This is a genomic window from Streptomyces filamentosus (assembly GCF_014654895.1).
Lineage (GTDB): Bacteria > Actinomycetota > Actinomycetes > Streptomycetales > Streptomycetaceae > Streptomyces > Streptomyces filamentosus.
In genome coordinates, this window is record NZ_BNBE01000001.1 from 1541227 (window position 1) to 1566707 (window position 25481).

General features: G+C 74.7%; 17 protein-coding genes. 5 read left to right on the forward strand and 12 right to left on the reverse strand.

Features of this window, described 5'->3' with window-relative positions; translation table 11 throughout:
• Nucleotides 1-183 precede the first annotated feature (183 nt).
• Nucleotides 184-2556, reverse strand: coding sequence for an ABC transporter family substrate-binding protein (locus IE326_RS06665; protein ID WP_190041044.1), 2373 nt, complete (start codon nt 2554-2556; stop codon nt 184-186).
• Between the two features lie 149 nt (nt 2557-2705).
• Entirely contained in the window at nt 2706-3764 is a 1059-nt protein-coding gene (locus IE326_RS06670; RefSeq protein ID WP_373310224.1) for a glycoside hydrolase family 18 protein, read from the reverse strand.
• 88 nt (nt 3765-3852) lie between these two features.
• Between IE326_RS06670 and IE326_RS06675 the strand changes: the two genes are divergently transcribed.
• Complete coding sequence (locus tag IE326_RS06675) at nt 3853-5925, forward strand: TPM domain-containing protein (protein WP_190041045.1); 2073 nt, start codon at nt 3853-3855, stop codon at nt 5923-5925.
• Nucleotides 5926-5974: 49 nt separating this feature from the next.
• The gene (locus tag IE326_RS06680; RefSeq protein WP_150231356.1) at nt 5975-6685 is read left to right on the forward strand and encodes a PspA/IM30 family protein; all 711 of its coding nucleotides are present in this window, start codon (nt 5975-5977) and stop codon (nt 6683-6685) included.
• Between the two features lie 10 nt (nt 6686-6695).
• On the opposite strand, the gene IE326_RS06685 is transcribed toward IE326_RS06680, so the two are convergent.
• From IE326_RS06685 to IE326_RS06710, 6 genes are all read right to left on the reverse strand, one after another.
• Entirely contained in the window at nt 6696-9281 is a 2586-nt protein-coding gene (locus IE326_RS06685; protein WP_190041046.1) for a SpoIIE family protein phosphatase, read from the reverse strand.
• 144 nt (nt 9282-9425) lie between these two features.
• On the reverse strand, nt 9426-9848 hold the full coding sequence (locus tag IE326_RS06690; protein ID WP_150231351.1) for an ATP-binding protein: 423 nt from the start codon (nt 9846-9848) through the stop codon (nt 9426-9428).
• A gap of 144 nt (nt 9849-9992) precedes the next feature.
• Nucleotides 9993-10487: a (deoxy)nucleoside triphosphate pyrophosphohydrolase gene (locus IE326_RS06695; RefSeq protein WP_190041047.1), complete on the reverse strand. Its 495-nt coding sequence runs from the start codon at nt 10485-10487 to the stop codon at nt 9993-9995.
• Nucleotides 10488-10539: 52 nt separating this feature from the next.
• A complete protein-coding gene (locus IE326_RS06700; protein WP_150231347.1) occupies nt 10540-10716 on the reverse strand; it encodes an SPOR domain-containing protein in 177 nt (58 codons plus the stop codon).
• A 155-nt stretch (nt 10717-10871) separates the two neighbouring features.
• Entirely contained in the window at nt 10872-12647 is a 1776-nt protein-coding gene (locus IE326_RS06705; RefSeq protein ID WP_190041048.1) for a purine-cytosine permease family protein, read from the reverse strand.
• Between the two features lie 151 nt (nt 12648-12798).
• Nucleotides 12799-13551: a GntR family transcriptional regulator gene (locus IE326_RS06710; protein ID WP_190041049.1), complete on the reverse strand. Its 753-nt coding sequence runs from the start codon at nt 13549-13551 to the stop codon at nt 12799-12801.
• 202 nt (nt 13552-13753) lie between these two features.
• Between IE326_RS06710 and IE326_RS06715 the strand changes: the two genes are divergently transcribed.
• Complete coding sequence (locus IE326_RS06715) at nt 13754-15100, forward strand: glycoside hydrolase family 18 protein (protein WP_190041050.1); 1347 nt, start codon at nt 13754-13756, stop codon at nt 15098-15100.
• Nucleotides 15101-15298: 198 nt separating this feature from the next.
• Here the strand turns inward: IE326_RS06715 and IE326_RS06720 are convergent, their stop codons facing one another.
• Entirely contained in the window at nt 15299-16480 is a 1182-nt protein-coding gene (locus tag IE326_RS06720; RefSeq protein ID WP_190041051.1) for a DUF4190 domain-containing protein, read from the reverse strand.
• Nucleotides 16481-16561: 81 nt separating this feature from the next.
• Between IE326_RS06720 and IE326_RS06725 the strand changes: the two genes are divergently transcribed.
• On the forward strand, nt 16562-17818 hold the full coding sequence (locus tag IE326_RS06725) for a serpin family protein (protein WP_190041052.1): 1257 nt from the start codon (nt 16562-16564) through the stop codon (nt 17816-17818).
• A gap of 54 nt (nt 17819-17872) precedes the next feature.
• On the opposite strand, the gene IE326_RS06730 is transcribed toward IE326_RS06725, so the two are convergent.
• The 3 genes from IE326_RS06730 to IE326_RS06740 all read right to left on the reverse strand — a co-directional run bounded on the left by IE326_RS06730 (nt 17873) and on the right by IE326_RS06740 (nt 23421).
• Nucleotides 17873-19447, reverse strand: a complete 1575-nt coding sequence (locus IE326_RS06730; RefSeq protein ID WP_150231336.1) for a S8 family peptidase — start codon at nt 19445-19447, stop codon at nt 17873-17875.
• 428 nt (nt 19448-19875) lie between these two features.
• Nucleotides 19876-20670 carry a DUF4232 domain-containing protein gene (locus IE326_RS06735; RefSeq protein WP_190041053.1) on the reverse strand — a complete coding sequence of 265 codons (795 nt, stop codon included), beginning with the start codon at nt 20668-20670 and terminating at the stop codon, nt 19876-19878.
• 87 nt (nt 20671-20757) lie between these two features.
• Nucleotides 20758-23421 carry an AfsR/SARP family transcriptional regulator gene (locus IE326_RS06740; protein ID WP_190041054.1) on the reverse strand — a complete coding sequence of 888 codons (2664 nt, stop codon included), beginning with the start codon at nt 23419-23421 and terminating at the stop codon, nt 20758-20760.
• A 344-nt stretch (nt 23422-23765) separates the two neighbouring features.
• On the opposite strand from IE326_RS06740, the gene IE326_RS06745 reads away from it, so the two are divergent.
• Nucleotides 23766-25385 (forward strand): phospholipase A2, encoded by a 1620-nt coding sequence (locus tag IE326_RS06745; RefSeq protein WP_229915223.1) that lies wholly within the window; start codon nt 23766-23768, stop codon nt 25383-25385.
• The last annotated feature ends 96 nt before the right edge of the window (nt 25386-25481 follow it).

A 25481-nucleotide genomic window follows, 5' to 3' on the forward strand; every position in this document is an offset into this window, starting at 1 on the left:
CGGGGCCGCCGTGCAAGGGGCTTCCCCGGAGGGATCCGAGAGGGTCTACTGGGAGGTTCGGCGGTGCTTCCAGGGTGTGGGGAAGATCATGCGGACCGGGTCAAGGGGCCGACGCGATCCTGCCCGCCGGGGTCACCGGCGGGCAAGGAACTTGAGCTGGTTCTGAGGTTGTGACCTGTGGTTTCAGCGGTTCGAACCGCTACCCTTGGTCGTTTCGCTCTTCTTGAAACCGATGTCCTGGTACCGGGGGGCGGCGAAGCCCCAGGCCCCGGCGTTGACCACGTCCTTCCGGGCCGCGACCAGCTGGGGGCGCTGGTAGAGCGGGAGGGAGCCGGCGGCGGCCCAGATGCGGGCGTCGGCCTGCCGGATCAGATCGCCCGCCTCCTCCTCGTCGAGGGTGCCGGCCGCCTGGTCGAAGAGCTGGTCGATGCGGTCCGTGCCGACGCGCGAGTAGTTCTGCTCGACCAGCAGGGAGCCGTCGGAGGCGGGCTCGGGCTTGGCGAAGATCGGCCGGGCGTCGGTGGCGGGGAAGGCCGAGGCGGGCCAGGAGTAGAGGGCCAGGTCGTAGTCGCCGGAGGCCACGTGGTCCTTGAAGAAGCTCTCGTCGGAGACCTTGGTGACCTCGGTGCGGATGCCGACCGCGTCGAGCATCCGGACGATCCGGTCGCCGACCGCCCGCAGCGTCTCCGAGCCGGGGCCCGAGGGCAGGACGAAGCGGAGGCTGAGGGGCTTGCCGTCCTTGCCGAGGGCCTGGGAGGCGGCGGGGACGGCGGCCGGGGCGGCGCTGCCCATCGGGGCGTAGGCCCCGGCGACGCCCTTGTCCGGCTTGGCGTTGCCGGGCCCGGCCGCGGCGCGGGCGCCGGTGTCGAGGGCCTCGGCGCGGGCGAGGAGGGCGGCGCTCTCGCGGGCGGCGGCGGGGGCCGGGGCGAGGACGCGGGTGCCGCTCTCGGGGCCGCCGGGGCCGATCCGGGGGGCGGCCCGGAGCTCGCCGGGCTTGTCGTCGCCGACGATGTAGAGGCCGTCGTCGGAGGCGGTGTCCTCGGCGCCCTCGGCCTTCTTCTTGGCGTCGGTCTCCTTCTTCTTGGCGTCGGTCTCCTTCTTCTCCGCCCGCTCGGCGCCCGCTCCGGTGCCGGCGGGCTTCTGCTGGGCGCCGCCCGGGACCCAGCCGGCGTCGGCGAGGAGGGCGCGGGCCTCCTTGGTGTCCTGGCCGCCGAGGGCGTCGCTGCTGTCGGCGTAGGCGGCCTGGCCGGCCAGGGCGAGGTGGCTGCCGGGGGGCTCGGCGGGCAGGCCGAGCGGCTTCAGGACGGATTCGGCGAGTTCCCTGCGGTCGATGGCGCGGGCGACCGCGCGCCGGACCCGTTCGTCGGCGAGCGGGCCGGACTCGCCGTTGAGGGAGAGCTGGGTGTAGGCGGGTTCGAGCGACTTGCGGACGACGTAGCCGGAGAGGGTGTCCTGGGCCCGGGCGTAGCGGGCGGCGGCGGCCTTGTTCTCGGCGCGGGCGGCGCGGACCTCGGCGGCGAGCTCCTCGTCCTCGCCGTGGGCGAGCGCCCAGGACTTGAGGGCCTTGCCGGGGGTGACGGCGGAGCCGGGGCCGTGCAGCCGGGCGGCCTGGGCCCCGGCGCGGCCGGCGCCGGCGTCCTTGAGGGCGAGGGCGATCCGGTCGGCGGTGGCGCGGTCGACCTCGGCCAGGTCGAGCGTGCCGGCGGCGAGGGCGGCCTCCCGGTCGGTGCGGGGGACGGCGCGCAGGACGAGGCTGTCGAGCTTGGCGGGGCTGCCCCACCAGCGGGGGTTGCGGACGAGGGTGAGGCTGCCGTCCTTCCGGTCCGTCTTCCCCAGCAGGAACGGTCCTGCGGTGGACTTGAGCGTGGTGCGCGCACCGTCGTTGAAGGCGTTCGGGGAGCCCATCACCTCCTTCGGGTAGAGGGGGGTGAAGAGGGAGCGCCAGTCGGCGTAGGGCTTGGCGAAGGTGACCCGCACCTCCAGGTCGTTCCGGCCCTTCTCGATCTTCTCGATCCGCTCGTAGCCGGCGTTCCTGGCCGTCCAGTAGGCGGTGTCGCGGCCGCTGAGGGCCCGCCACTGGGCGACGAAGTCGGCGGCGCCGATCTCGCGGCCGTCGCTCCACACGGCCTGCTGGTTGAGCTTGTAGAGGACGACCTGGCGGGGCTCGGTCCCGACGACCTCGGCGCTCTCCAGGTAGTCGGGGTTGAGCCGGGGACGCCCGCGCTCGTCCAGGGTGTACAGCGCGGGCAGGACGGCGCCCGTGACCCGGCCGGTGGCCGCGTCGGCGTCGGCCTGGAAGGCGTTGAGGGTGGTGGGGAGGGAGTCCACCGCCCACCGCAGGGTGCCGCCGTCGCCGACGAGGCCGCGCGCGGTGGGCGCGTTGTCCTGGGCGGCGGCGGGGGCGGCGTCGTCGCCGTCGCCGGAGCTGCACCCCGCGAGGACGGTGACGGCGAGGACCGCGCTGGTGAGGGTGGCCACGGAGCGGAGGGTCCGGGAGCGGGGGCTCCCGGACGGACCGGACCATGTCCTGCCCCGGGGGGCGCCGACCTGGGACATGACTTTTACCCCTTCGTCCGGTTTTATGCCATTTGGAGATGATCACATCGCTTGCTCATCCCACTGAACGGCACCCGCCGGAGCCGCCCGCCGCCGACACGGCGACGGGCCGGGCAAACCCACCCGGGCGGCCCAACGGCCCGCCCGGGTCAGCCGGAGCGGGCCCAGCCCGCGCGGTAGGCGGCCCAGTCCCCCGGCTCCTCCGCGAAGTCCACGTAGAGGGCGACGCCGAAGCGCTCGCGGCCCGGGTCGGTGCGGCCGAGGCCCAGGCGGACGCCCCGGACGCCGGCGGCGACGGTCTCGGCGCTCTCGTGGTGGCCGAGGTCGTCCTCGTGGAAGAAGGGCAGCCCCATGAGGAGGTCGGTGCCCTCCGGGGTGACCTCCAGGGCGAGCGCGGTCTGCTGGGCGACGTAGCCGCCGTACGAACTCTCCAGCGGCATCCAGGTGTCGTACGACATCACGGCGATCTGGTCGACGCGGCGGGCCACCTCGCCGAAGTACTCCTGCGACCACCACTTGCCCTGGTCCGAGACGAGGCGGAGCACCGAGTGGGCGCCCGGCAGCGGGTCGATCTGGTGGGCGGCGACGGAGAGCAGCGCCATGCGGGAGCGGGTGAGCCGCCCCAGGTCGTCCAGGAGCGTCAGGTAGTCCGCGTCGCCGGACCGGAGGGGCTCCAGGTCGAAGTGGACGCCGGCGAAGCCCGCGTCGAGGACCTGGCGGGCGGAGGCCGTGACGGCCGCGCGGGAGGCGGCGTCGGAGAGCCGCAGTCCGGTCGGGCCGTCGTTCGCGAGGACGTCGCCGAGCCACGCCTGGACCCGGACGCCGGGCAGTTCGCGGCGGACGCCGTCGACCAGCCACCGCGCGCGCGGATGACGGGCGGCGGGCAGGGTCCCGTCGTGTTCGAGCGGGCCCGCGTGCACGTACAGGTCCTTGACGCCGGTGCCCCGCAGCCGCTCGGCGAGGGCCTTCAGGTCGGCGTCCTTCTTCCTGCCGTCGACCCACGCGTGCCCGATCCAGTACGCGTCCCTGCCCCGGGTGCGGGCGTCGTCGCGGAGGTCTCCGGCGTAGCTGACCCGCAGGGCGAGCGCGCCGAGGAGCGGCGGCACGACGAGCAGCAGCACCAGCCCCAGGACCCACCAGCGCCCCTTGCGCCAGGCCCTTCCCAGTCGTCCGGCCACACCAGCCCCCTGCGTCCCAGTCGAGATCAGTTCTGGTGGAGACGCCCGGGCCCGCCGGTCGGTTTCCGCGGCGCCCGCCCGGTCGCGGGGGCACAGAGCAGTACATAACCTCCTTTTTGTGACCCGAACAGCCACCCGAGTCCTGCTCGCGGTGCTGGTGGCGGCGTGGTGGCTGGTCGTGCCCGCCGCGGCCGGCGTCCGCGCCGACGACCCCGTCGTCCTCCCCTCCGAGGGGCAGATCCTGGACCGGGTGGGCGCCCTGCGCGACCGGCGGCCCGAGGTCGCCGAGGCCCTCGACCGGCTCTACGAGGAGCAGCGCACCCAGCTCTTCGTGGTCTACGTGCGGGACTTCTCGGGCCGCTCCGGCCAGGACTGGGCGGACGCGACCGCCGAACGGAACGGGCTCGGCCGGGACGACGTGCTGCTCGCCGTCGCCACCCACGACCGGCGGTACGGCTACTCCGCCGATCCCGGCGCGCGCCTCTCCCAGGAGCAGCTCGACGAGGTGGCCAGGACCGCGATCGAGCCCGCGCTGCGGCAGAGCGACTGGGCGGGCGCCGCGATCGGCGCGGCGGACGGCTACGCCGCCGTCCTCTCCGGCCGGCCCGTCCCCGCCCCGGCCGTCACCCCCGGCCCCGTCGACCCGGGCGGCTCCGGCGGCTCCTCCGCGACGGACCTGGTCCTCCCGGTCGCGCTCGTCGGCGGCGCCGGAGCGGTGGCGGCGTACGCCTACACCCGCCGGCGCCGGCGGGCCGCGACCCGCACCACGCCCGGCGGGCAGGGCTGGGGGCGGCCCGCGCCGCCCTCCCCGGAGGAACTGGACGGCGAGGCCCGGCGGGCGCTGGTCGCCACCGACGACGCCGTCCGCACCAGCCGGGAGGAACTGGGCTTCGCCACCGCCCAGTTCGGCGAGGAGGCCGCCCGGCCCTTCGAGGAGGCGGTGGACTTCGCCGAGGAGCAGCTGACCGCCTCCTTCCGGCTGCGGCAGAAGCTCGACGACTCCCTCCCCGAGGACGAGGCCACCCGGCGCTCGATGCTGGAGGAGATCCTGCGCCGCTGCGCGGAGGCGAACGCCCGGCTGGACGCGGAGGCCGCGGACTTCGACCGGCTGCGGGCCCTGGAGCGGACCGCGCCCGAGGCGCTGGCCGCGGTCGAGGCGGCCTTCCGCGAGCAGACCGGGCGGGTCGGCGGAGCCGAGGCGGCGCTCGCGACGATGCGCGAGCGGTACGCCGAGTCCGCCGTCGCCCCGGTCGCCGGTGACGTCGAGCAGGCCAAGGACCGGCTGGTCTTCGCCACCGCCCGCGTCGGCGCGGCCCGGCAGGCGGTCGGCGACGGCGACAGCGGCTCCGCGGCCGTCCACGTGCGGGCCGCCGAGGGCGCGGTCGACCAGGCGGCCCGGCTGGTCGAGGCGGTGGACCGGCGGGCGCGGGAGCTCGCCGAGGCGGCCGGCCGGCTGCCGGGCGCGCTCGCCGAGACCGACGCCGATCTGGCCGAGGCCCGCGGGCTCCTCGACGGGACCGCCCGGGGCGTGTCGACGGCCGGGCTGCGCGGCCGGATCGCCCGCGCGGAGGCGGTCGCGGCGGAGGTGCGGCGGGCGGTGGAGGCCGGGCGGTACGACCCGCTGGACGCGCTGCGCCGGATCGAGGAGGCGGACGCGGCGCTCGACGGCGACCTGGCGGGGGCGCGGGAGCGCGAGTCGGGCGACCGGCGGGCCCGCGGGCTCCTGGAGCAGGCGCTGCTGACGGCCCGTGCGGAGCTGGGCGCGGCCACGGACTACGTGGGGACGCACCGGGGCGCGGTGGGCAGCGAGGCCAGGACCCGGCTCGCGGAGGCGCGGCGGCGGCTGGAGAAGGCGCGGGCGCTGGAGGCCGGCGATCCGCAGGCGGCGCTGGAGGAGGCCCGGCGGGCCGACGGGCTCGCACGGCGCGCACAGGAGCTCGCGGAGCAGGACGTGCGCCGGTACGGGAACCCGAACGGCCTGGGCGGGGTGACGGGGGTGGGGGGAAGCGGTGGCGGCGGGCTCGGCGGGGCCGTGCTCGGCGGCATCATCCTCGGCGGACTGTTCGGCGGGGGGCGCGGCGGAGGGGGCGGGCACGGGGGCGGTTTCGGGGGCGGGGGCTCCGGCGGCGGCCCCGGCAGCTTCGGCGGCGGCGGCACGCGCGGCCGGCGGGGCGGCGGAGGCCGCTTCTGAGTTCCGCGTCCGCGCGGTCCCACCTCGTACGACCCTTCAAGGAGCAGCGATGAGCAAGCAGACCGTCCTCGGCCGGGTGACCCAGCTGGCGAAGGCGAACATCCACGCCCTGCTGGACCAGGCGGAGGATCCGCAGAAGATGCTGGACCAGCTGATCCGCGACTACTCGGCGAACATCGCGGAGGCGGAGGAGGCGGTGGCCACGACCATCGGCAACCTGCGGCTGATGGAGCAGGACCACGCGGAGGACGTGGCGGCGGCGGCCGAGTGGGGCGGCAAGGCCCTCGCCGCCAGCCGGAAGGCGGACGAGCTGCGGGGCGGCGGGCGGACGGAGGAGGCGGACCGCTTCGACAACCTCGCCAAGGTGGCGCTCGGCCGGCAGCTCCAGTCGGAGAAGGAGGCGCGGACCGCCGAGCCGGCCATCGCCGCGCAGACGGAGGTCGTGCGGAAGCTGACCTCGGGCCTCGACCGGATGAGGGCGAAGCTGGGCGAGCTGCGGGCCAAGCGGGACGAGCTGGTCGCCCGCGCGAAGTCGGCGCAGGCGCAGAACACTATGATGGACGCGGTGAAGAACGTCGACGTGCTCGACCCGACGAGCGAGCTGAGCCGCTTCGAGGACAAGGTGCGCCGGGAGGAGGCGCGGGCGCTGGGCAAGCAGGAACTGGCCGCGTCCTCGCTGGACGCCCAGTTCGAGCAGCTGGACGCGCTCGGCGACGAGGACGAGATCGCGGCCCGGCTGGCCGCGCTCAAGGCGGCCTGACGGTCCCGGTTCAGAACATGCTGAGGAGCTGGTCCACGGTGGGTTCCGCCGTGGGCCCGCCGTCGGGCAGGGGGAGTTCGAACCAGACGGTCTTGCCGCGCGGGGTGCGGCGCGCGCCCCAGGACGCGGAGAGCAGTCCGACGAGCTGGAGGCCGCGGCCGCCCTCGTCGGTGTCCTTGGCCCGGCGCCTGCGCGGCTGGACCAGGCCGGCGTCCCAGACCTCGCAGACGAGGGTGCGGTCGCGCAGCAGCCGGAGCCGTATCTCCCCCTCGCCGTAGCGGAGGGCGTTGGTGACGAGTTCGCTGACGAGGAGTTCGACGGTGTCGACGAGCGCTCCGAGGTCCCAGGCCGTGAGCTGGGCGCGGGCGAGCTCCCGGGCCCGGCCGACCGAGCGGGGCTCCCGGGGCAGCAGCCAGTCCCCCACGGCCTCGGCGGGCAGGCCCTGGATGCGGGCCATCAGGAGGGCGATGTCGTCCTCGCCGTGGCCGGTGTCGAGGGTGCCGAGGACCCGGTCGCAGACCTCCTCCAGGGGGCGGGCCCGGTCGGCGAGGGCCCGCCGGAAGGCGCTGAGGCCCTCTTCGAGGGGGTGGTCGCGGGATTCGACCAGGCCGTCGGTGTAGAGGGCGAGGAGGGAGCCCTCCGGGAGTTCGACCTCGACCTCCTCGAAGGGTTCGCCGCCGACGCCCAGCGGCATGCCGGGCGGCACGTCGAGGAGCACGGCCTCCTGGCCGGGCTCCACGAGGACGGGCGGGAGGTGGCCGGCGCTGGCGAAGGCGCAGCGCCGGGTGACCGGGTCGTAGACGGCGTAGACGCAGGTGGCGAGGTAGACCTCGGCGAGTTCGGGGCCGCGGTTCTTGTTCGCGCGGGACTGCTGGGCTCCGATGGGGGCGCCGAGGCCGCGGGCGATCTCGTCGAGGTGGGAGAGGACCTCGGCGGGTTCGAGGTCGAGCTGGGCGAGGGTGCGGACGGCGGTGCGGAGTTCGCCCATGGCGACGGCGGCGCGCAGGCCGCGGCCCATGACGTCGCCGATGACGAGGGCGGTGCGGTGGCCGGGGAGTTCGATGACGTCGAACCAGTCGCCGCCGACCTCGGTGGCGTCGGTGCCGGGGAGGTAGCGGCAGGCGATGTCGAGTCCGGCGGCCTCGGGGTCGCCGGGCGGGAGGAGGCTGCGCTGGAGGATGAGGGCCCGCTCGTGCTCGCGCCGGTAGAGGCGGGCGTTGTCGATGCAGACGGCGGCGCGGGCGGCGAGTTCGACGGCGAGGGCCCGGTCGCGGTCGCCGAAGGGCTCGCTGCCCTTGGCGCGGGAGAACTGCACGAGGCCGACGACGGTGTCGTGGGCGGTCATCGGGACGGCGAGGGTGGAGTGGACGAGGTCGCCCTCGCCGCCGGGCACGGTCCGGACCCGGCCGGTGCGCAGGGCTCCGGCGCCGGGCGAGTGGAAGGGGTAGCGGTGGACGGCGCCGACCTCGATGGGGACGGGTCCGCCGCCGTCGCCGGCCGGTCCGTGGCCCTCGTCGGTCCTGAGCGGGGTGTCGGAGACGGCGCTGGCGAAGGCGACCCGGCGCAGTTCGGCGCTGCCCGCGCCGTAGCCGACGTCGTGGGAGCTGCCCCAGCGGCCGGGCGGGGCCTCGTCGCCGGTGAGGAGGGACTGGTAGAGGTCGACGGAGGCGAGGTCGCAGAAGCCGGGGACGGCGACGTCGAGGAGTTCGCGGGCGGTGGCCTCCAGGTCGAGGGAGTTCCCTATCCGGGCTCCGGCCTCGTTGAGGAGGGCGAGGTTGCGGCGGGCGCTGGCGGCCTCGCGGGCCGCGCTCTGCCGGCGGGTGACGTCGACGCCGAGTCCCGCGACGCCGATCGGGCGGCCGGAGCCGCTGTGCACCCGGTAGAGGTTGACGGACCAGTGGCGGCGGACCCGGGCGCCGGGGGCGGCGCCGGTGATGAGGAGGTCGGTGACGGGTTCGCCGGTCTCCAGGACGCGGCGCAGGGCCTCGGTCATCCGGTCGGCCTCGGGCTTGGCGAGGTAGTCGTGGACGCGGCGGCCGTGGTGGTCGTCGGCGGCGCCGCCGAAGACGGCGGCGAAGCGCTGGTTGGCGCGCTTGACGGTGAGGTCGGTGCCGAAGAGGAGGAAACCGAAGGGGGATTGGCCGAAAATCGCCTGGGAGGCGGCGAGGTCGGTCTCGATCCGCCGCAGCGCCCGGACGTCGACGACCAGACAGAGCGCGGCCCGCTCGCCGGTGCCGGTCTCGCTCGGCATCACGTACAGCTCGGCGAGGCCGTGGGCCCCGCCCTGTCCCGGGGAGCCGGGGGCGGCGGGGATGCGGAACGGGACGAGGCCGGTCCACTCGCGTCCGTCGAGGACCTCCTTGACCCGCCGGTGGCCGTGATCGCGCAGCTCGGGGGGCATGAACGCCTCGACGGGGTCCCTCCCCCTGATGTGCCGGGCGGGGATCCCGAAGAGGTCCGCGGCGCGGTTGCTCCACTGGTCGACGCGCCCGTCGGGCCCGAGGGAGAAGGAGGCGACCCGGATGTGGTCGTAGAGCGAGCCGGGCGGGCTGCTCTGCCACACGACGCCGCTCGTCGTCTCGGATATCTCGCTCACGCGACCGTCCCCTCCAGCTCACCGCACCGGACCGGCCATGCCCGCAGTATTCAGCACGGCGGGCCCCGGCGGCACGACGTCCACGATCACAGGGTGGTCTCGGTCGGCTCGGTACCCGCTCCGGTGATCGTCGTCCCACTCTCTTTACTCACCAGGGAGAGCCAGCTCGAACCATACGGTTTTTCCCGTGCTGCCCTGCCGGGTCCCCCAGCGGCGTGCGGAACAGGCCACCAGGCTCAGCCCGCGGCCGCCCTCGTCGTCGGGGCCGGCGGGCCGCTCGGTGGGGGGATCCGGAAGCGGATCGGAGACCTCCACGAGGAGCGCCGAGTGCCGGGGCGGGTCGGTGGCGCCGCCCTCGGCCCGTAGGATCCGCACCCCGATGGGCCCCGAGGCGTACCGCAGGGAGTTGGTGACCAGCTCGCTGACCAGCAGGACGGCCATGTCACCGACGGCCGGGTCGACCTTCCAGGAGCGGAGCGTCTCGCGGACGGCGTGCCGGGCGGTGCGCACGGCGTCGGCCTCCGCCGGGAAGTTCCACTCGGCGCGGTCGCCGTCGGTGTCGATCACGCGCGATCACTTCCCCAACCGTGGCTCAGCAGGAAGAGGATTGCCCTCTCCCGAGGGACCAAAGGGGACATACCCGTAATTCGGTACGAAATATCCCTCCAGGGGGGCGGTGCGGGCGCACGGTGGCACGGACGGCGTAGGAAGTCAGCCGAGCGCTCCGCCGAAGGGCGCACCGAAGAGCCTGCGCGCCGCCTCCGCGACCGCGGGGCGGTCCTGGTCGAGCCAGTCCACGGCGTCCAGTTCGCCGGGGGCGAGCCAGCGCAGCTCGTCGTGGTCCTCCAGCGGGAGGGGGTCGCCGGAGAGCAGCCGGGCGCTCCACACCCGCAGGACGTAACCGGGCTTGAGGGGCCATTCGCCGGGGATCCGCTCGCCGGGCTCGGCCTCGACGCCGAGCTCCTCGCGCAGTTCGCGGACGAGGGCGTCCTCGGGGCGCTCGCCGGGCTCGACCTTGCCGCCGGGGAGCTCCCAGCGGCCGGCGAGGTCGGCGGGGGCGCTGCGGCGGGCCGCGAGCAGCCGGCCCCGGTCGAGGAGGGCGGCCGCGACGACGACCACGGCACCGGTCCCGTGGTCGGGTCCGGTGCCGTGGCCGGGTCCGGCGCCGTGGTGGGCGGTGCCGTGAGGGGTGGTGCTGTCGGTCATGCCCGCGAGGGTAGCCGGGGTCGGTCGGGCCCCGGTCCCGCCGCGGCCCCCGTCAGGGGGTGGTCGCGACGCGCTCGACCCAGTAGAGCTGCTTGTGGCCGCGGGCGTCGAGCGTGTCCGCGATCCGCTGCGCCTCGGCCTGGGTCGCGTACCGGCCCACCCGGTAGCGGTTGCCGTTGTCGTCCTGCCGTATCACGAGCCACGGTTGGACGGCGCCGCTGTCGGTCATCAGGCTTCTCCTTCCGCCGGGCCGGGCCTCACCTGAGATCTCCGGGAAACCGCAATCCGCATATGCCCGAGCCTACGCCTGACCTTCACACAGCGGATACGGGTTTTCACCAACAGATACGGATCGGCCGGGAACCGACGGAAGGAGGCCGAAGGTCACATGCCGGGCACCGCCCCGGGGACGGTCGGCACCGGCAGGAGGACGGGTCCGGCCGCGCGGGCGGGGTCCTTGCGGCAGGCGTCGCCGCAGTCGGCGTCGAGCGAGCAGCACAGCGAGCAGACGGGGCCGGAGCGGACGGGGCAGTCGGCGATGTCGGGGAGTTCGTAGGCCGTCTCGCACTCGGCGCAGGTGTGGGTGGCCCGCTCGTCGGCGGGCGCGGCGCCGGGACCGTTCACGGTGTTGGGGCGGGCGAGGTAGTAGCGGCCCTTCGTGGCCCAGGCGATCAGCGGGCACAGCACCAGGGCGAGTCCGGCGGCGATGAAGGTGGAGAACGCCTCGGCGTAGGCGCCGAAGAGGCCGAAGAAGGCGAGGATCGAGACGGTGGAGGCGACGACCATGGCGCCGAAGCCGGCCGGGTTCACCGCGTACAGGTAGGCCCGCTTGAACTCGATGTACGGCGGGGACCAGCCGGCCCGCTTGTTGATGACGAGGTCGGCGGCGACGGCGGTGATCCAGGCGATGCCGACGTTGGAGTAGAAGCCGAGCAGCTTGCCCAGCGCGGCGAACATGTTCATCTCCATCAGCGTCAGCGCGATGGCGAGGTTGAGGAAGATGTACCAGACCCGGCCGGGGTGCCGGTGGGTCATGCGGGAGAAGAAGTTCGACCAGGACAGCGAGCCGCTGTAGGCGTTGGTGACGTTGATCTTGATCTGGGAGACGATCACGAAGAGGGCGGCGGCGGGCAGCGCGAGGCCGCCGAGCCAGGGCTTCAGCGCCTCGATCTGTGGGGCGATCGGCTCCAGGGCGTGGGTCTTGCCGACCGCCTCCAGGGCGACGAAGGCGAGGAAGGCGCCGCCGAGCTGCTTGGCCGCGCCGATGATCACCCAGCCGGGGCCCGCGGCGAGCACGGCCAGGTTCCAGCGGCGCCGGTTCGCCTCGGTCTTCGCCGGCATGAAGCGCAGGTAGTCGGCCTGCTCGCCGATCTGGGCGATGAGGGAGAGCGCCACGCCGGTGCCGAGCCCGAAGCCGATCCAGTCGAAGCCGGAGCCGGCGCCCTCGGTGCCGCCGAAGGAGGCGAAGGCGCCCCAGGCGTCCGGCGCCTCGAAGGCGAGGACCAGGAACGGCAGGACCACGCCGACGATCCATACGGGCTGGGTCCACGCCTGCACCTTGGCGAGCGCGCCCATCCCGCGGAAGACGATCGGGATGACGATGAGGGTGGTGACGAGGTAGCCGAGCTCGACCGGGAGGCCGACGGCCTGGTGCATGGCCTGGGCCATGATCGAGCCTTCGAGCGCGAAGAAGATGAAGGTGAAGGAGGCGTAGATGAGCGAGGTGAGGGTGGAGCCGAAGTAGCCGAAGCCGGCGCCCCGGGTGATGAGGTCCATGTCCAGGCCGTACTTCGCGCAGGCGCGGGCGATGGGGATGCCGGTGAGGAAGATGATCGTGGCGGCGGTGAGGATCGAGGCGAATCCGCTGGTGAAGCCGTAGGCGAAGACGATCGAGGCGCCGATGGCGAAGTCGGCGAGGTAGGCGATGCCGCCGAGGGCGGTGCCCGCGACGGTGCCGGGCGACCAGCGCCGGAAGGAGTGCGGGGCGTAGCGCAGCGAGTAGTCCTCGCGGCTCTCGTCCGCGGCGAGCTTCGCGTAGCTGCGGCGGGGGCGGCCGGCGGGCGGCGCGCCCCCCGCCGACGGGTCCCGGTCCGGCGGGTCCTGGGCCGGCGGCCTCGGGACCTCGGGGTCCGAGGTGGGGGTGGTGACGGTCTCCGCCATGGGGGCTCCTGTCGTCCGGCCTGGTCGCGGGTACGGGGCAGGAAGGTAGGAGCCGCTCGTGACGGGGCTTCGCCGTCCGGCGTTGCCGGGCGGTAACACCGCCTGACGCCCCGTTAACTCCTGGTCACGGGTGCCGGACGGCCCTCTCCGGTCAGCGGACCGGGAGGTGGTACGAGAGGCGGTAGCGGTCGGCGGGGACGACGATGTCGGCGGTCTCCACGGCCAGGCCCGAGGCGTAGAAGGTGCGCTCGACGGCCATGACCACGTGGCCGGGCACGCCGCCGAGGACGAGCAGTTCCTCCGCGAGGCCGGGGCGGGCGCCGACCTCCTCCACCACGTTGTCCACGACGACGTCGATGGCGGCCATCCGCTCGACCACGCCGCAGCCGCCGAGCGGGCCCTCCTCGGGCAGCATCACGGGGGTGCGGCCGGTGACGGCGAGCGGCTCCCAGGAGGTGGCGACCATCATGGCCTCGCCGCCGTCCCGGTAGACGTACCGGGTGCGCATCACGCGGTCGCCGGGCTCGATGCCCAGCCGGGCGGCGATCTCCTCGCCCGCCTCCTCCTGCTCGCTGTGCGCGTCCCAGGTGCCGCGCGCGCCCTCGGCGGCCTGTTCCTGGCGGAAGGGGGTGGCGCCGGAGACCGGGCGGTAGCCGGAGCGGGCGACGCGGCGGGGCACCGGCCGCTCCCGCACGTACGTGCCCGAGCCCGAGCGGCCCTCGACGAGCCCCTCGGCCATGAGCACCTTGCGGGCCTCCAGGGCGACGGTGTCCGAGACGCCGTATTCCTCGCGGATGCGTGCCTGCGAGGGGAGACGGGTATGCGGAGGGAGCGAGCCGTTCGCGATCTTCTCCCGCAGATCGCTCGCCACACGCAGATAGGCGGGCTGCTCACCGAACGTCACTGGACACTCCCCTCAGGTTGACGGACAGCTACAGCGTGACAACCGATTGTCGCCATCCGCAAGCATGGGCCAGAGTTTCACCCGAAGTGATGAAGACAGCCGGCATCGCACGACCCCTTGACCCGCATTGGTCTGGACCAATACCTTCCTGCCTGCGCACCGCCCTCGCACGCTCCATCCCGCCTCGCACAGGAACGAGCCCATGCGTCCCAGAGCCCTGACCAAGCCGGTCCTCGTCACCGCCGCCGCGGCCGCCCTCGGCCTCCTCGCCACCCTGGCCCCGGCCGCCGACGCCCATCCGCGCCCCGACCACCGTCCGCCCGCCGCCGGGCACGCCCTCAAGCGGGTCGGCTACTTCACCCAATGGGGCATCTACGGAAGGAACTTCCAGGTCAAGGACCTGGAGACGAGCGGCACCGCGGCCAAGCTCAGCCACATCAACTACGCCTTCGGCATCGTCGACAAGGCCGGCAAGTGCGTCATCGGCCCCGTCCCGGGCTCCGACCCCTGGGCCGACTACGTCCGCCCGGTCGACGCGGCGAACTCCGTGGACGGCACCGCCGACACCGCCGAACAGCCGCTGGCCGGCAACTTCAACCAGCTGCGCGAGCTGAAGGCGAAGCACCCGGACCTCAAGGTCATGATCTCGCTGGGCGGCTGGAGCGGTTCGGCGTACTTCTCCGACGCCGTGCGCACCCCCGCCTCCCGCAAGGCCCTGGTCTCCTCCTGCATCGACCTCTACGTCAAGGGCAACCTGCCCCAGGACGGCGCCCGGGGCGGCGCCGGCGCGGCCGCCGGGCTCTTCGACGGCATCGACCTCGACTGGGAGTGGCCCGGCTCCGAGGGCAACGAGGGCAACGTCATCCGGCCCGAGGACAAGGTCAACTTCACCGCGCTGGTACGGGAGTTCCGCACCCAGCTCGACGCGTACGGCCGCTCGCTGCCGAAGCGGAAGCACTACGAGCTGAGCGCGTACGTGCCCACCGCCCCCGCCAAGATCGACGCGGGCTTCGAAGTCGCCAAGATCATGCGGGACTTCGACTTCGTGAACCTCCAGGGCTACGACTTCCACGTCTCCGGCGAGAAGACCACCGCCCAGCAGTCCGCGCTCTTCGCCAAGAACGACTGGAGCGTCGAGGGGACCGTCAGGTCCTGGCTGCGGCGCGGCGCCCCGGCCCACAAGCTCGTGGTCGGCATGCCGTTCTACGGCCAGGGCTGGACCGGCGTGACCGGCGGCGGCGACGGCCTCGGCCGGCCCGCCGCGGGCCCCGCCCCCGCGACCTGGGCGCCCGGCTCCGAGGACTACAAGAACCTCAAGAAGCTCGCGGAGTCGGGGACGTACACGCTCCACCGCGGGCCGCGGAACGGCCACGCCTGGCTCTTCGACGGCACCACCCTGTGGACCTACGACGACCCGACCGTGCTGAGCACCAAGGCGAACTGGGTCCGCACCCACGGCCTCGCCGGCGCGATGGTCTGGTCGCTGGACGGCGACACCGCCGACGGCGAGCTGATCGGCGCCATCGACCGCGGCCTCACCCGCCGCTGACCCCCCGCTCCCCGGGAGCCGCCCCGCCGGGCGCTCCCGGGGCCGCGGACCGGACGCCGCCCCACGGCGCGCCGCGGGCGGGAACGGCGGCTGGTCACGGGCCGCCGTTCCCGCCGGGTGCCGGTCCGCACCCCACGGGGCCGGGTCTCTCGCGCGGAGACCCGGCCCCGTTCCCGTGTCCCTCGCCGGGCGGCCCGGTCAGGCCGCGCCGTGCTCGCCCTCGGGCACCGGGGGCTTGCTGGTGAGGCCCAGGGCGCCGCGGACGCCGGCGCCCTCGTCCAGGAGCTCCCAGGCGGGGTCGTACTCGGCCCAGAAGGCGTCCGCGTCGGAGGCGGCGGCCAGCTTCGCCCACTGCTTCGACGCCACGTCGAGGGAGGCCGCGTACGCCTCCACCTGCTTGCGGGCGGACGCCTCCCAGGTCCGGGCGCGCAGCCCGGTGCGCGCCGCGTCGATCGCGGTGCGCACGTCGGCGGCCCAGGCGCGGTTGTCCTCCAGGGCGTCCTCCGGGTCGTCCTCCGGCTCCTCGTGGGCGGCGTCCTCGATGGGGTTCACCAGGGTGAGGAAGGCCAGCTGGCCGGGGGTGAGGGTGGTCCGGTCGGAGCGCAGCGAACCCTCGGTGGGGTCCTCGCCGCCGAGGGCGCAGACGATGTGGTGGTCGCCCCCGCGCCACGACTGGCGGTCCGGGAAGTAGTACAGGCTCCAGGAGCCGGACCCCAGCGACCAGGTGTCCAGCGCGTAGGAGGTCGCCATGGTGTCGCAGCGGTCCTCGCCGAGCCGCTTGAGCTCCTCCTCGCCGGGCCAGCGGTCGAAGCCGGTGACCTCGAAGCGGCCGGTGACCTCGCCGTCGTGGGACTTCTCGCAGTCGACGACCCGCACGCCGGTGGTGTAACCGCCCTCCTCGGTGTCGTCGAGGAAGCACTCGCCGGTCCGCAGCTCCATCGGCGGCCGCGCGGAGGCGGCTTCCCGCATGCCGTCCCTGAACCCCCGCACCGCTTCCTGGAACTGACCGGTGATCAGTCCTGTGAGGACCAGCAGCGTGCTGACCGAGGAGAGCACGATGCCGGCGATCGCGAGCCCCTTGCCGCCCTGCTGCCGCTTCTTGATCTGCGGCAGCGCGAAGAGCCCCAGGACCAGCCCCAGCGGCGGCAGGCAGCAGACGATGCCGCTGACGAGGGACCCGATGGCGAGCCCGTTGGTCCCGGGCCGCGGCGCCCCGTAGGGCCCGTAGGGCCCCGGCACCCCCGCGTAGGGCATCCCCGGCGAGGTGTACGGACCCGGGGCCGCGTACGGACCGGAGGACGGGTGCGCGGCGGGCCCGGCCGGCGGGGACGGGGGCTGCGGGGTCGGCTGGGACGGCCCGGACGAGGGCGTCGGCTCCACGGGTACGGTGCTCCTGTCGGGGCAGGGGGACGAACAGACGATCGGGCGCGCATCGTACGCGGTCCGGTGAAGGGGGCGGTCATGCGGGGCACGGACCCGGCCGGAGGCACGAGGACCACCCGGACCCCTTCGGTCCCGGCCGCGACCGTCCGGGCGGTGAACCGGCTCGCCGTCCGGTGGGCCGCCGCGCTCCCCCCGGCTCCGGGAAACACCGTCTTCTCCGCCGCCGGCGTCTGGCCCCTCCTCGCCTTCCTGGCGGACGGGGCGACGGGGCGGGCCCGGGACGAACTCGCGGAGGCGCTGGGCGTGCGCGCCGACGAGGCGGCGGGGGCCGGGCGCGGGCTGCTCGCGGCGCTGCGGGCGATCCGGGGTTCAAAGGCCGCGCTCGGCGTGTGGACGCGGAGGGAGCTGGAGCTGCGGCCGGAGTGGCGGGCCGGGATCCCGGACGGCTCGCTCGGCCGGTTCGGGGCGGACCCGGAAGCGGACGCCCGTGGCTTCGACGCCTGGGCGGCCCGGCACACGAACGGCCTGATCGACGGGATGCCGGTGGAGGTCCTGCCCGACACCCTGCTCCTCCTCGCCGTGGCGCAGGGGCTGCGGACCCGGTGGATCCGGCCCTTCAGGGAGATGCCGCTCACGACCGGGGCGGGGCCCTGGGCGGGGCGGGAGCTCGCCGGGCTGTTCCGGCGGACCGCGCTGCTCGACCGGGTGGGGGTGGCGGAGACCGGTGCGGGACCGCTGACCGTGCTGAAGGTGCTCGGGGCGGACGGGGTGGACGTGCACCTGCTGGCGGGCGCGGAGGGCGCGGGGCGGAGCGCGGTGCTGGCGGCGGGCGTCGAGGTGCTCTCGGGTGCGCGGAGGGTCGTGCCGGGCGGGCTGCTGCCGCCGGGCGAGCCGGGGCCGGCCCTGCGGGTGGAGTCCGTACGGAGCACGGACCGCGAGCCGCAGCTGGACGTGGAGACGGTGGCGTTCGACGTGCGGGGCACGCACGGGCTGCTCGCGCTGCCCGGGGTGTTCGGGCTGTCCGCCGCGGCCGACCCCGCCGCCCGCCCCCTGGCGGGGATCGTCGGGGACGCCCCGCTGGCGGTGCAGGGCGCCCGGCACGAAGCGGTGGCCCGCTTCCACGCGCAGGGCTTCGAGGCGGCGTCCCTCACGATGCTCGCGGTGGGCGGCGGCCTGCCTCGCGAGCCCTACCGGGTCCGCCGGGTGACCTTCGGGCCGGACCGGCCCTTCGGCTTCCTCGCCGTGCACCGCGCCTCGCGGCTGGTGCTGTCGGCGGGCTGGGTCGAGGAGCCGGAGGAGTGTGCCGGGCCGGGCGGGGACACGGGCCGGGAGTGAGACGGCGGAGGGGCGGCCACCGTGCGGCGGCCGCCCCCTTTCACCGGGCTCGGGTCAGAACTGGAGGGCCCAGGAGTCGATCTTGCCGGTGTCGGCGCTGGCGTTGTCGGTGACGCGGAGCTTCCAGGTGCCGTTGGCGGTCTCCGAGGAGGCGTTCACGGTGTAGGTGGTGTTGATGTTGTCGGCGCTGCCGCCGGTGCCGAACGCCTTCAGCGTGTACGCCGAGCCGTCGGGGGCGATCAGCTGGACCTGGAGGTCGCCGATGTAGGTGTGGACGATGTTCACCGGGACCTGGAGGGCGGCGGGGGCGCTGCCGGTGACGCCGCTGACGGTGACCGGGGACTCGACGGTCGCGTTGTCGGCGATGGCGAAGTCGGCGGTGTTCTCGAACTTCGGGCCGGTGGGCGGGGTGGTGGTGCCGCCGCCGACGAGGAGCAGCCTGTTCGGGGAGCCGGTGCCGGGGCTGGTGACGACGTTCGGCGTGGCGGCGGTGGTGAGGGCCGTGGAGACCTGGGCCGGGGTGGCGGTCGGGTTGCTCCCGAGCCAGACGGCGGCGGCGCCGGCCACGTGCGGGGTGGCCATGGAGGTGCCGGAGATGGTGTTGGTGGCGGTGTCGCTGCTGTTCCAGGACGAGGTGATGGAGGAGCCCGGGGCGAAGATGTCCAGGACGCTGCCGTAGTTGGAGAAGCTGGAGCGGGCGTCGGTGCTGGTCGTGGAGCCGACCGTGATCGCCTCGGTGACCCGCGCCGGGGAGTAGTTGGAGGCGTTGGAGCTGTCGTTGCCGGCCGCGACCGCGTAGGTGATGCCGGCCGCGATGGAGTTGCGGACGGCCTGGTCGAGGACGGTGTCGACGCCGCCGCCGAGGCTCATGTTGGCGACGGCCGGCTTGACGGCGTTCCGCGTCACCCAGTCGATGCCCGCCACGACCTGGTCGGTGGTGCCGGAGCCGCTGTTGTCGAGGACGCGGACGCCGACGATCTTCGCCTTCTTGGCGACGCCGTAGGAGGTGCCCGCGACCGTGCCGGCGACGTGGGTGCCGTGGCCGTGGCCGTCCTGGGCGGTGTTGTCGTTGTCGATGGCGTCGTAGCCGTTGGAGGCGCGGCCGCCGAAGTCGCTGTGGCTGATGCGGACGCCGGTGTCGATGATGTACGCGGTGACGCCCTGGCCCGCGCCGTCCGGGTAGGTGTAGCTCTGGTTCAGCGGGAGGGCCTTCTGGTCGATCCGGTCGAGGCCCCAGGACGGCGGGGAGGGCTGGGTGCCGTCGATGGTGAAGACCCGGTTCTGGACCACGGACTTCACGGCGGGGTCGGCGGCGAGCTTCTTCGCCTGCGCCTCGGAGAGCTCGATCGCGTAGCCGTTGACCGCCGAGGTGTACGTGCGCTTGATCTTGGCGCCGAACCTGCCGGGGACGGCGCGGCCCTCGGCGGTCCCGGCCCGGGCGGAGTCGTCGAGGGTGACGATGTAGCTGCCCGGGATGGTGCCTTCGGCCCCGGCGTTCTCGATGACGCCCTCCGGGGCGGCCGGTGCGGCGGCGGCGGGGAGGGCGGAGAGCGAGCCGAGGGCGAGCGCCGTGACGGCTATGGCCGCGGCGGCGGAGACGCGGCGGCGCGATGCGCGCATGGCAGACATGTGAGGTGTCCTCCTGGTGGGGGTGCTCCCGTGGGGCGGAGCCCGAATGACCTTCACTCACGACAGGTACATGACAAGAGCACGTGCGGTCCGACGCGGAACCCCTCGGCTCCCGCCCGCCCTGCCGTCGACCGAAAGATTGGCCGATCCATAGGAATCCCACAAGAGGACCTGCACACCAGGCAGTTGCCCGGAGGAGGAGCCGTACGGCCGCCGGGACCGCGCCCGCGGCTCCCCCGCGCCGCCCCCACCTGCGGCGGCCCGTCCGGGACGGCGGCCCGGGACCCCCGCCCCGACCCCTTTACGCCGGCTTTGAATTCACATGGGCTTCACATGACCTCACGGTGAACGGGCCCGTCCCCGATCCCCCGGGAGACGGGCCCGCTCTTCACGCCGTGCCGCACGTTGCCGCCCCACACGGCTCCGGATCAGAACTCGTCGGCGCCGTTGCGGAGTTCGGGGGTCCAGTAGCCGGTCTTCGCGACCGTCTCGTCGACGGCGATGCCGCCGGCCGGGGCGGTGACCACGACGCTGCCCTCGGCCGGGCCGTCGGCGGCGAAGAGGTTCACGTTGAACTCCTTCACGACCTTGTTGTCCTCGTGGACGCCGCCGTTGGAGATCCGCACGTTGGCGTACGCGGGCGCGCCCGGCTCCAGGACCACGGGGGCGGCCGGCTTGCTCGCGGCGACCGGCGGGATGTCCTTGGCCGTCTGGATCTCGCCGAAGGCGATCAGCGGGTGGCCGAGGAGGCGGCAGGCGCTGCCGGAGGTGTTGGTGGCGGTCAGGACGATGTGCTCGGTGGGCACCTCGTCGGCCTTCGCCGCGGTGATCTTCACGTCGCCGTAGGCGCAGACGGGGGCCTTCGAGTCGCCGGAGCCGGCACCGGCCTTGGAGCCGGAACCGGAGCCCGAGCTCGCGTCCGCGCCGGAGCCCGAACCCGAGCCGGAGCCCTGCGCGGCGGCCTGGTCGGCGGCCGGCGTCGCGTCCGAGCCGCCGGTGCCGCCGCCCGTGCCGCTGCCCGTGGCGCCGCCCGCCGTGGCGGCGTCGCCCGCGGCCGGGGTGGTGTCCGTGTTCTGCGGGGCGGCGGCCTGCTGCGGGGCCTTCGCGCTGCCGGCGTCCTTCGCCCCGGTGTCGTCGCCCCCGCAGGCCGTCAGGCCCAGGGAGGCCGCGGCGACGGCGGCGACGAGGAGGGCGGTCCTGGTGGTGCGGTGTGACGTACGCATGTCGGTGTTTCCCCCGTGAAGCGTGAAGCGGTCGGTTGTTGCCGACTTCAGACTCCGCTCCGGCACTGCCGTCCCGCTTGCGTATCGCTAACGCCCCGCCGCGAGCCGCGCGAGGCGCTCCGTGGCCCGCGCCGTACCCTCCGTGAAACCGGCCGCCTCGGAGTCGGCGGCGGCCCGTTCGAGCTGGTGGGCGGCCTCTTCGAGGCGGCCGATGCCGGCCAGCGCCTCGCCCCGCACGATCCGCAGCTGGGCCTGGACGACGACGGCGTCGGGGGCGACGAGTTCCCCGGCGCGAAGGACGTGCGCCAGGGCCTCCTCGTACTCCCCCGCGCCCAGGCAGTGCGCGGCCAGGTGCTGGAGGGCCAGCACCTGCGTGGACGGGTGCCCGACGCGGTCGGCGAGCGTGACGGCCTCCTCCATCAGCGCGCGGGCCCGGACGCACTCGCCGGTGGCGTCGAGGACGGCCGCGTGGTTGACGACGGCGATGGCCTCGCTGATCGGATCGCCGGCCCGGGCGGCGAGGCCCGGCGCCCGCTCCAGGTGGACCAGCGCCTCCTCGTGCCGCCCCTCCTGGTGCAGGATCCAGCCGAGCAGCGCCCGCGTGCGGGACTCCGCGTCGGGGTCGCCGACCGCCTCGGCGGCGGCGAGCCCGGCCTCCAGGAGCGGCGTCCAGCCGTCCTGGAGCCGCATGAGCATCAGCGGCCAGGCGACGAGGGCGAGCCGCCAGGCCCGGTCGGGCAGCCCGAGGGCGGTGGCCGCCGCGACGGCCCCCTCCAGGGCGGGGCGCTCGGCCACGTACCAGTCGAGCGCGGCCGTACGGCTCTCGAACTCGGGGACCGCGGCGGGCCGGCGCACGTCGGCGGGGAGCGCGTAGCAGGGCTGCGAGCCGGGTTCGGCGGCGGCGTCGGCGGCGAGGCCCGTGTACAGGTAGTGGTCGAGGAGCCTGCGCAGCCCCTCGGGGTCGGCCTGCCGGGCGAGGCCGCGGGCGTAGAGGCGTACGAGGTCGTGCGGGGTCCAGCGGCCGGGCACGGCCTCGGTGAGGAGGTGGGCGGCGGCGAGCCGTTCCAGGTCGGCGGCGGCCCGCCCGGGAGTGGTGCCGGTGAGCGCGGCGGCGGCGAAGTGGTCGAGGTCGGAGCCGGTGTGCAGGCCGAGCGCGCGGAAGGCGCGGGCGGCGGAGTCGGGCAGCTGCTGCACGGTGAGGCGCAGGGCGGCGGAGACGCCGACGTCCTCCACGTCGAGGAGGGCCAGCCTGCCCTGTTCGTCGGCGAGTTCGCCGACCATCGAGTCCAGGGAGCGGGCGGGCCGTTCGGCGAGCCGGGCGGCCGTCACCCGCAGCGCGAGCGGCAGTCCGTCGCAGAGTCCGGCGAGCCGGGCCGCGGCGTCCGGTTCGGCGGCGATCCGGTCCCCGCCGAGCACGCTGGCGAGGAGTTCCGTCGCGGCGGCCCTCGGGAGCTGGGCGAGCGGCACCGGCCGGGCCGCGTCGGAGGCGATCAGGCCGCCGAGCCGGTCCCGGCTGGTCACCACGGTCACGCAGTGGTCGCCGCCGGGCAGCAGCGGCCTGACCTGCTCCGAGGAGCGGGCGTTGTCGAGGACGACGAGGATCCGGCGACCCGCGGTGAGGCTGCGGAAGAGCGCCCCGCGGCCCACGGCCGTCTCCGGCACCCGCTGCTGCGGCACGCCGAGCGCGAGCAGGAACTCGCGCAGGACGACCCCGGCCTCGGGCGGCGGGGTGTCGCTGAAGCCGCGCAGGTCGGCGAAGAGCCGCCCGTCGGGGAAGTCGTCCGCGCGCCGGTGCGCCCAGTGCACGGCGAACGCCGTCTTGCCGACCCCGGCGGGGCCGGTGACCAGGCAGACGGGTCCCTCGCCGCCGGCCGCCCGGTCCAGCAGCTCCGCCTCGGCGGCCCGGCCGGTGAAGCCGCGCGGCGCCCTGGGCAGCAGTTCGGGGACGGCGAGGACCTCGGGCGCCGCGGCCGGCGCCGCCGGCTCGGGCACCGGCGCGGGCCCGGCGGTGCCCTGGTCGCGCAGCAGCGCGGCGTACGTCTCGCTCAGCGCCCCGCCCGGGTCCACGCCCAGCTCCTCGGCGAGCAGCCGGCGGGTGCGGTGGTACCAGTCGAGGGCGTCCGACCGGCGGCCGGCCCGGGCCAGGGCCGTCATCAGCGCGGCGGCCAGGGACTCGCGCAGCGGGTGCGCGACGGCCTCGGTCCGCAGGACGGCCGCGGCCCGGCCGTGCTCGCCCAGCTTCCCGTACGCCTCCGCCAGCGCCTCCACCGAGGAGAGCCGCAGCTCCTCCAGGGCGGTGGCGGCGGCCTCCAGCGGGCCGCTGGGCACGGTGCCGGTGAGCGCGGGCCCCTGCCAGTACGACAGCGCCTCGCGCAGCATCCGTACGCTGTCGGCGGCGTGCCGCTGGGTGGCGGCGAGGCCCACCAGCTCCTCGAAGCGGTGCGCGTCGACCAGCGATTCGGGCATCCGCAGCAGGTACGCCGACCCCTGGGTGGTCAGCTCGACGCCGTACGCCTCGGCGCCGTGCTCGGCGAGCAGCGCCCGCAGCCGCGAGACGTGCCCCTGGAGCACGGTCTTGGCGTGCGTCGGCGGCTCGTCCTCCCACAGCGCGTCCATCAGCCCGGTCACGTTGACCGCCGTGTTGGGACGCAGCAGCAGCGCGGCCAGCAGGCTGGTCCGCTTGGCGGGCCCGAGGGCCACGTCGCCCGTCTCCGTCACGACGGCGACGGATCCGAGCAGCCGGAACTCCACCCGTACCTCCGCGTTCCTGTGTCCCCCAGCTGGCCCCGGCAGCAGAGAATACGCGGCTCCCGGCGCCTCACCTGCATCGTTCCGGCTCCTCGGCGCGGATGCGGCGCGTATCACGTGCGCACGGGGCCGAAACCGCCGCTCCCGCGACCGCCGGGGCGTCACCGCGCGGGCAACCGGCCGCCATCGAAGGGGCATCGGCGCGGGCGATGGCGGAGTCATAACGGTTCGAAGGGGCCGCTCCCTAATTTTCTCGTCACCGGCCGAGAACGACCGGATCGAACAGGCGGGACAGGGCGGGCCACCAGGCCGGCCCCGGGGCCGCCGGTGACCCGAAGGAACCGAACGTGCGCAGAATCGCGCTTCCCGCAGTGGCGGCACTGTCGCTGGCCCTGCTGCTCCCGCAGTCGGCCGTCGCGGAGGACGTGCCGCTCCCGGCCCCCGCGCTGGAGACCGGCGAGACCCAGCTGATCGGCCCCGGCATGTACCAGTCGGCCGACGACACCTTCCAGATCTCCGAGAACGACGTGGTGTACGGCCTGATGAGCCGCACCCACACGGTGGACGGCAGCGGGGCGGGCGTCGCCCAGGCCCAGGACGCCCCGAACACCCGCGCCGACCTCGGCGTCTTCGGCCCGAGCTGGGAGGCCGAGTTCGTCGGCGGCCAGCTGAACCGCAAGCTGGTCACCGGCTCCGGCGCGATCACCACCACCGACCTCGACACCGCCGAGTCGGTCCGCTACGCCTTCACCGAGTCGGTGGCCGGCGCCAACGGCGGCAGCATCAACACCTACAAGGCGGCCGACGGCTCCACGCTGGTGGAGAACGTGCAGTGGGACGACCTCGCCGGCGTCATGAAGACGACGATCACCGAGACGCTCAACGTCGACCTCACCCAGGCCGCCGCCGCCGACGACGACGTGCCGGTGGACGCCACCGGCAACCCGATCCCGGCCGCCTCCCTCAAGCCGTCCTACACCTGGAAGCAGGTCGGCGGCAGCGGCGACACCTGGCGGGTCACCGGCGTCGGCAACAGCGCCTACAAGCAGACGACGGTCGCCTACGACAGCGTCGGCCGCGTCTCCACCGTCAAGGATCCGGCCCGCGCCGACGTCCCCGCCCAGACGGTCAAGGTCAACTACGCGACCGCCACCACCGCCTCCGGCCAGACCCTCGGCGACGTCGCCGGCCAGGTCAAGGACATCACCGTCACCGTCGGCCAGACCGTGTCGACCCTGGCCCGCTACTCGTACGACGGCTCCGGCCTGCTCCGCAAGGTCGTCGACCCGGCGTCCGGCGGCCAGCTCAACACCTACAGCTACGACGCCACGGACCGCGTCGTCGCCGCCACCGCCGAGGACGGCGCGGCCTGGCAGCTCACCTACTCCGGTGACGCGGCCGCCCCGCAGTCGGTGGAGACCACCGGCATCCGCCCGGACGCCGGCAGCGCCGTCCAGGGCGCCCCCAGCCTGGCGCAGGGCGAGGGCGTCGCCCCGCCGGCCGAGGACTTCGCCGGCGGCGAGATCACCTCCGCGCAGGCGTACCCGAGCTACTGCTCCCGTCCCGAGACGTGGATGTGGTACCAGTACAGCGGCTGCGCGACCAAGGTCGCCCACTACGGCTGGCGCAACCCGAGCTGGAAGAAGACCCCGACCGGCGCCTGGGTGATGGGCGTCTACAAGGACCACTGCACCAGCTCCGCCGACAAGCCCGGCGGCTGGGACTTCCGCACCGCCTGTGACTCGCACGACTACGGCTACGGCACCATCGGCAACAGCTACAAGGGCTACCGCTACTACCTGGACCGCAACAAGGGCATCGCCACCGACGTCGCGTTCTACAACATGCTGTACTACAACACCTGCCCCGCGTACTTCTGGAAGAGCGCCTGCCGCTCCACCGCGTACTCGTACTACCTCGGGGTCTTCTACGGCGGCCGTCCGAAGAACGGCGCCGACGCCACCTGACGGGCGGCACCATCGCCGGGGAACCGGGCAGTCGGACGACCGAAGCCACTGCCCGGCCCCCCGCCGGGAGCCTGAACACACGGCTCCCCGGCCCCC

Bases quoted from the DNA above. Each gene is read 5' to 3' on its own strand.
- IE326_RS06665 (WP_190041044.1), bottom strand. From the start codon at position 2,556: ATGTCCCAGGTCGGCGCCCCCCGGGGCAGGACATGGTCCGGTCCGTCC.
- IE326_RS06680 (WP_150231356.1), top strand. From the start codon at position 5,975: ATGAGCAAGCAGACCGTCCTCGGCCGGGTGACCCAGCTGGCGAAGGCG.
- IE326_RS06695 (WP_190041047.1), bottom strand. From the start codon at position 10,487: ATGACCGACAGCACCACCCCTCACGGCACCGCCCACCACGGCGCCGGA.
- IE326_RS06700 (WP_150231347.1), bottom strand. From the start codon at position 10,716: ATGACCGACAGCGGCGCCGTCCAACCGTGGCTCGTGATACGGCAGGAC.
- IE326_RS06705 (WP_190041048.1), bottom strand. From the start codon at position 12,647: ATGGCGGAGACCGTCACCACCCCCACCTCGGACCCCGAGGTCCCGAGG.
- IE326_RS06715 (WP_190041050.1), top strand. From the start codon at position 13,754: ATGCGTCCCAGAGCCCTGACCAAGCCGGTCCTCGTCACCGCCGCCGCG.
- IE326_RS06725 (WP_190041052.1), top strand. From the start codon at position 16,562: ATGCGGGGCACGGACCCGGCCGGAGGCACGAGGACCACCCGGACCCCT.
- IE326_RS06730 (WP_150231336.1), bottom strand. From the start codon at position 19,447: ATGTCTGCCATGCGCGCATCGCGCCGCCGCGTCTCCGCCGCCGCGGCC.
- IE326_RS06735 (WP_190041053.1), bottom strand. From the start codon at position 20,670: ATGCGTACGTCACACCGCACCACCAGGACCGCCCTCCTCGTCGCCGCC.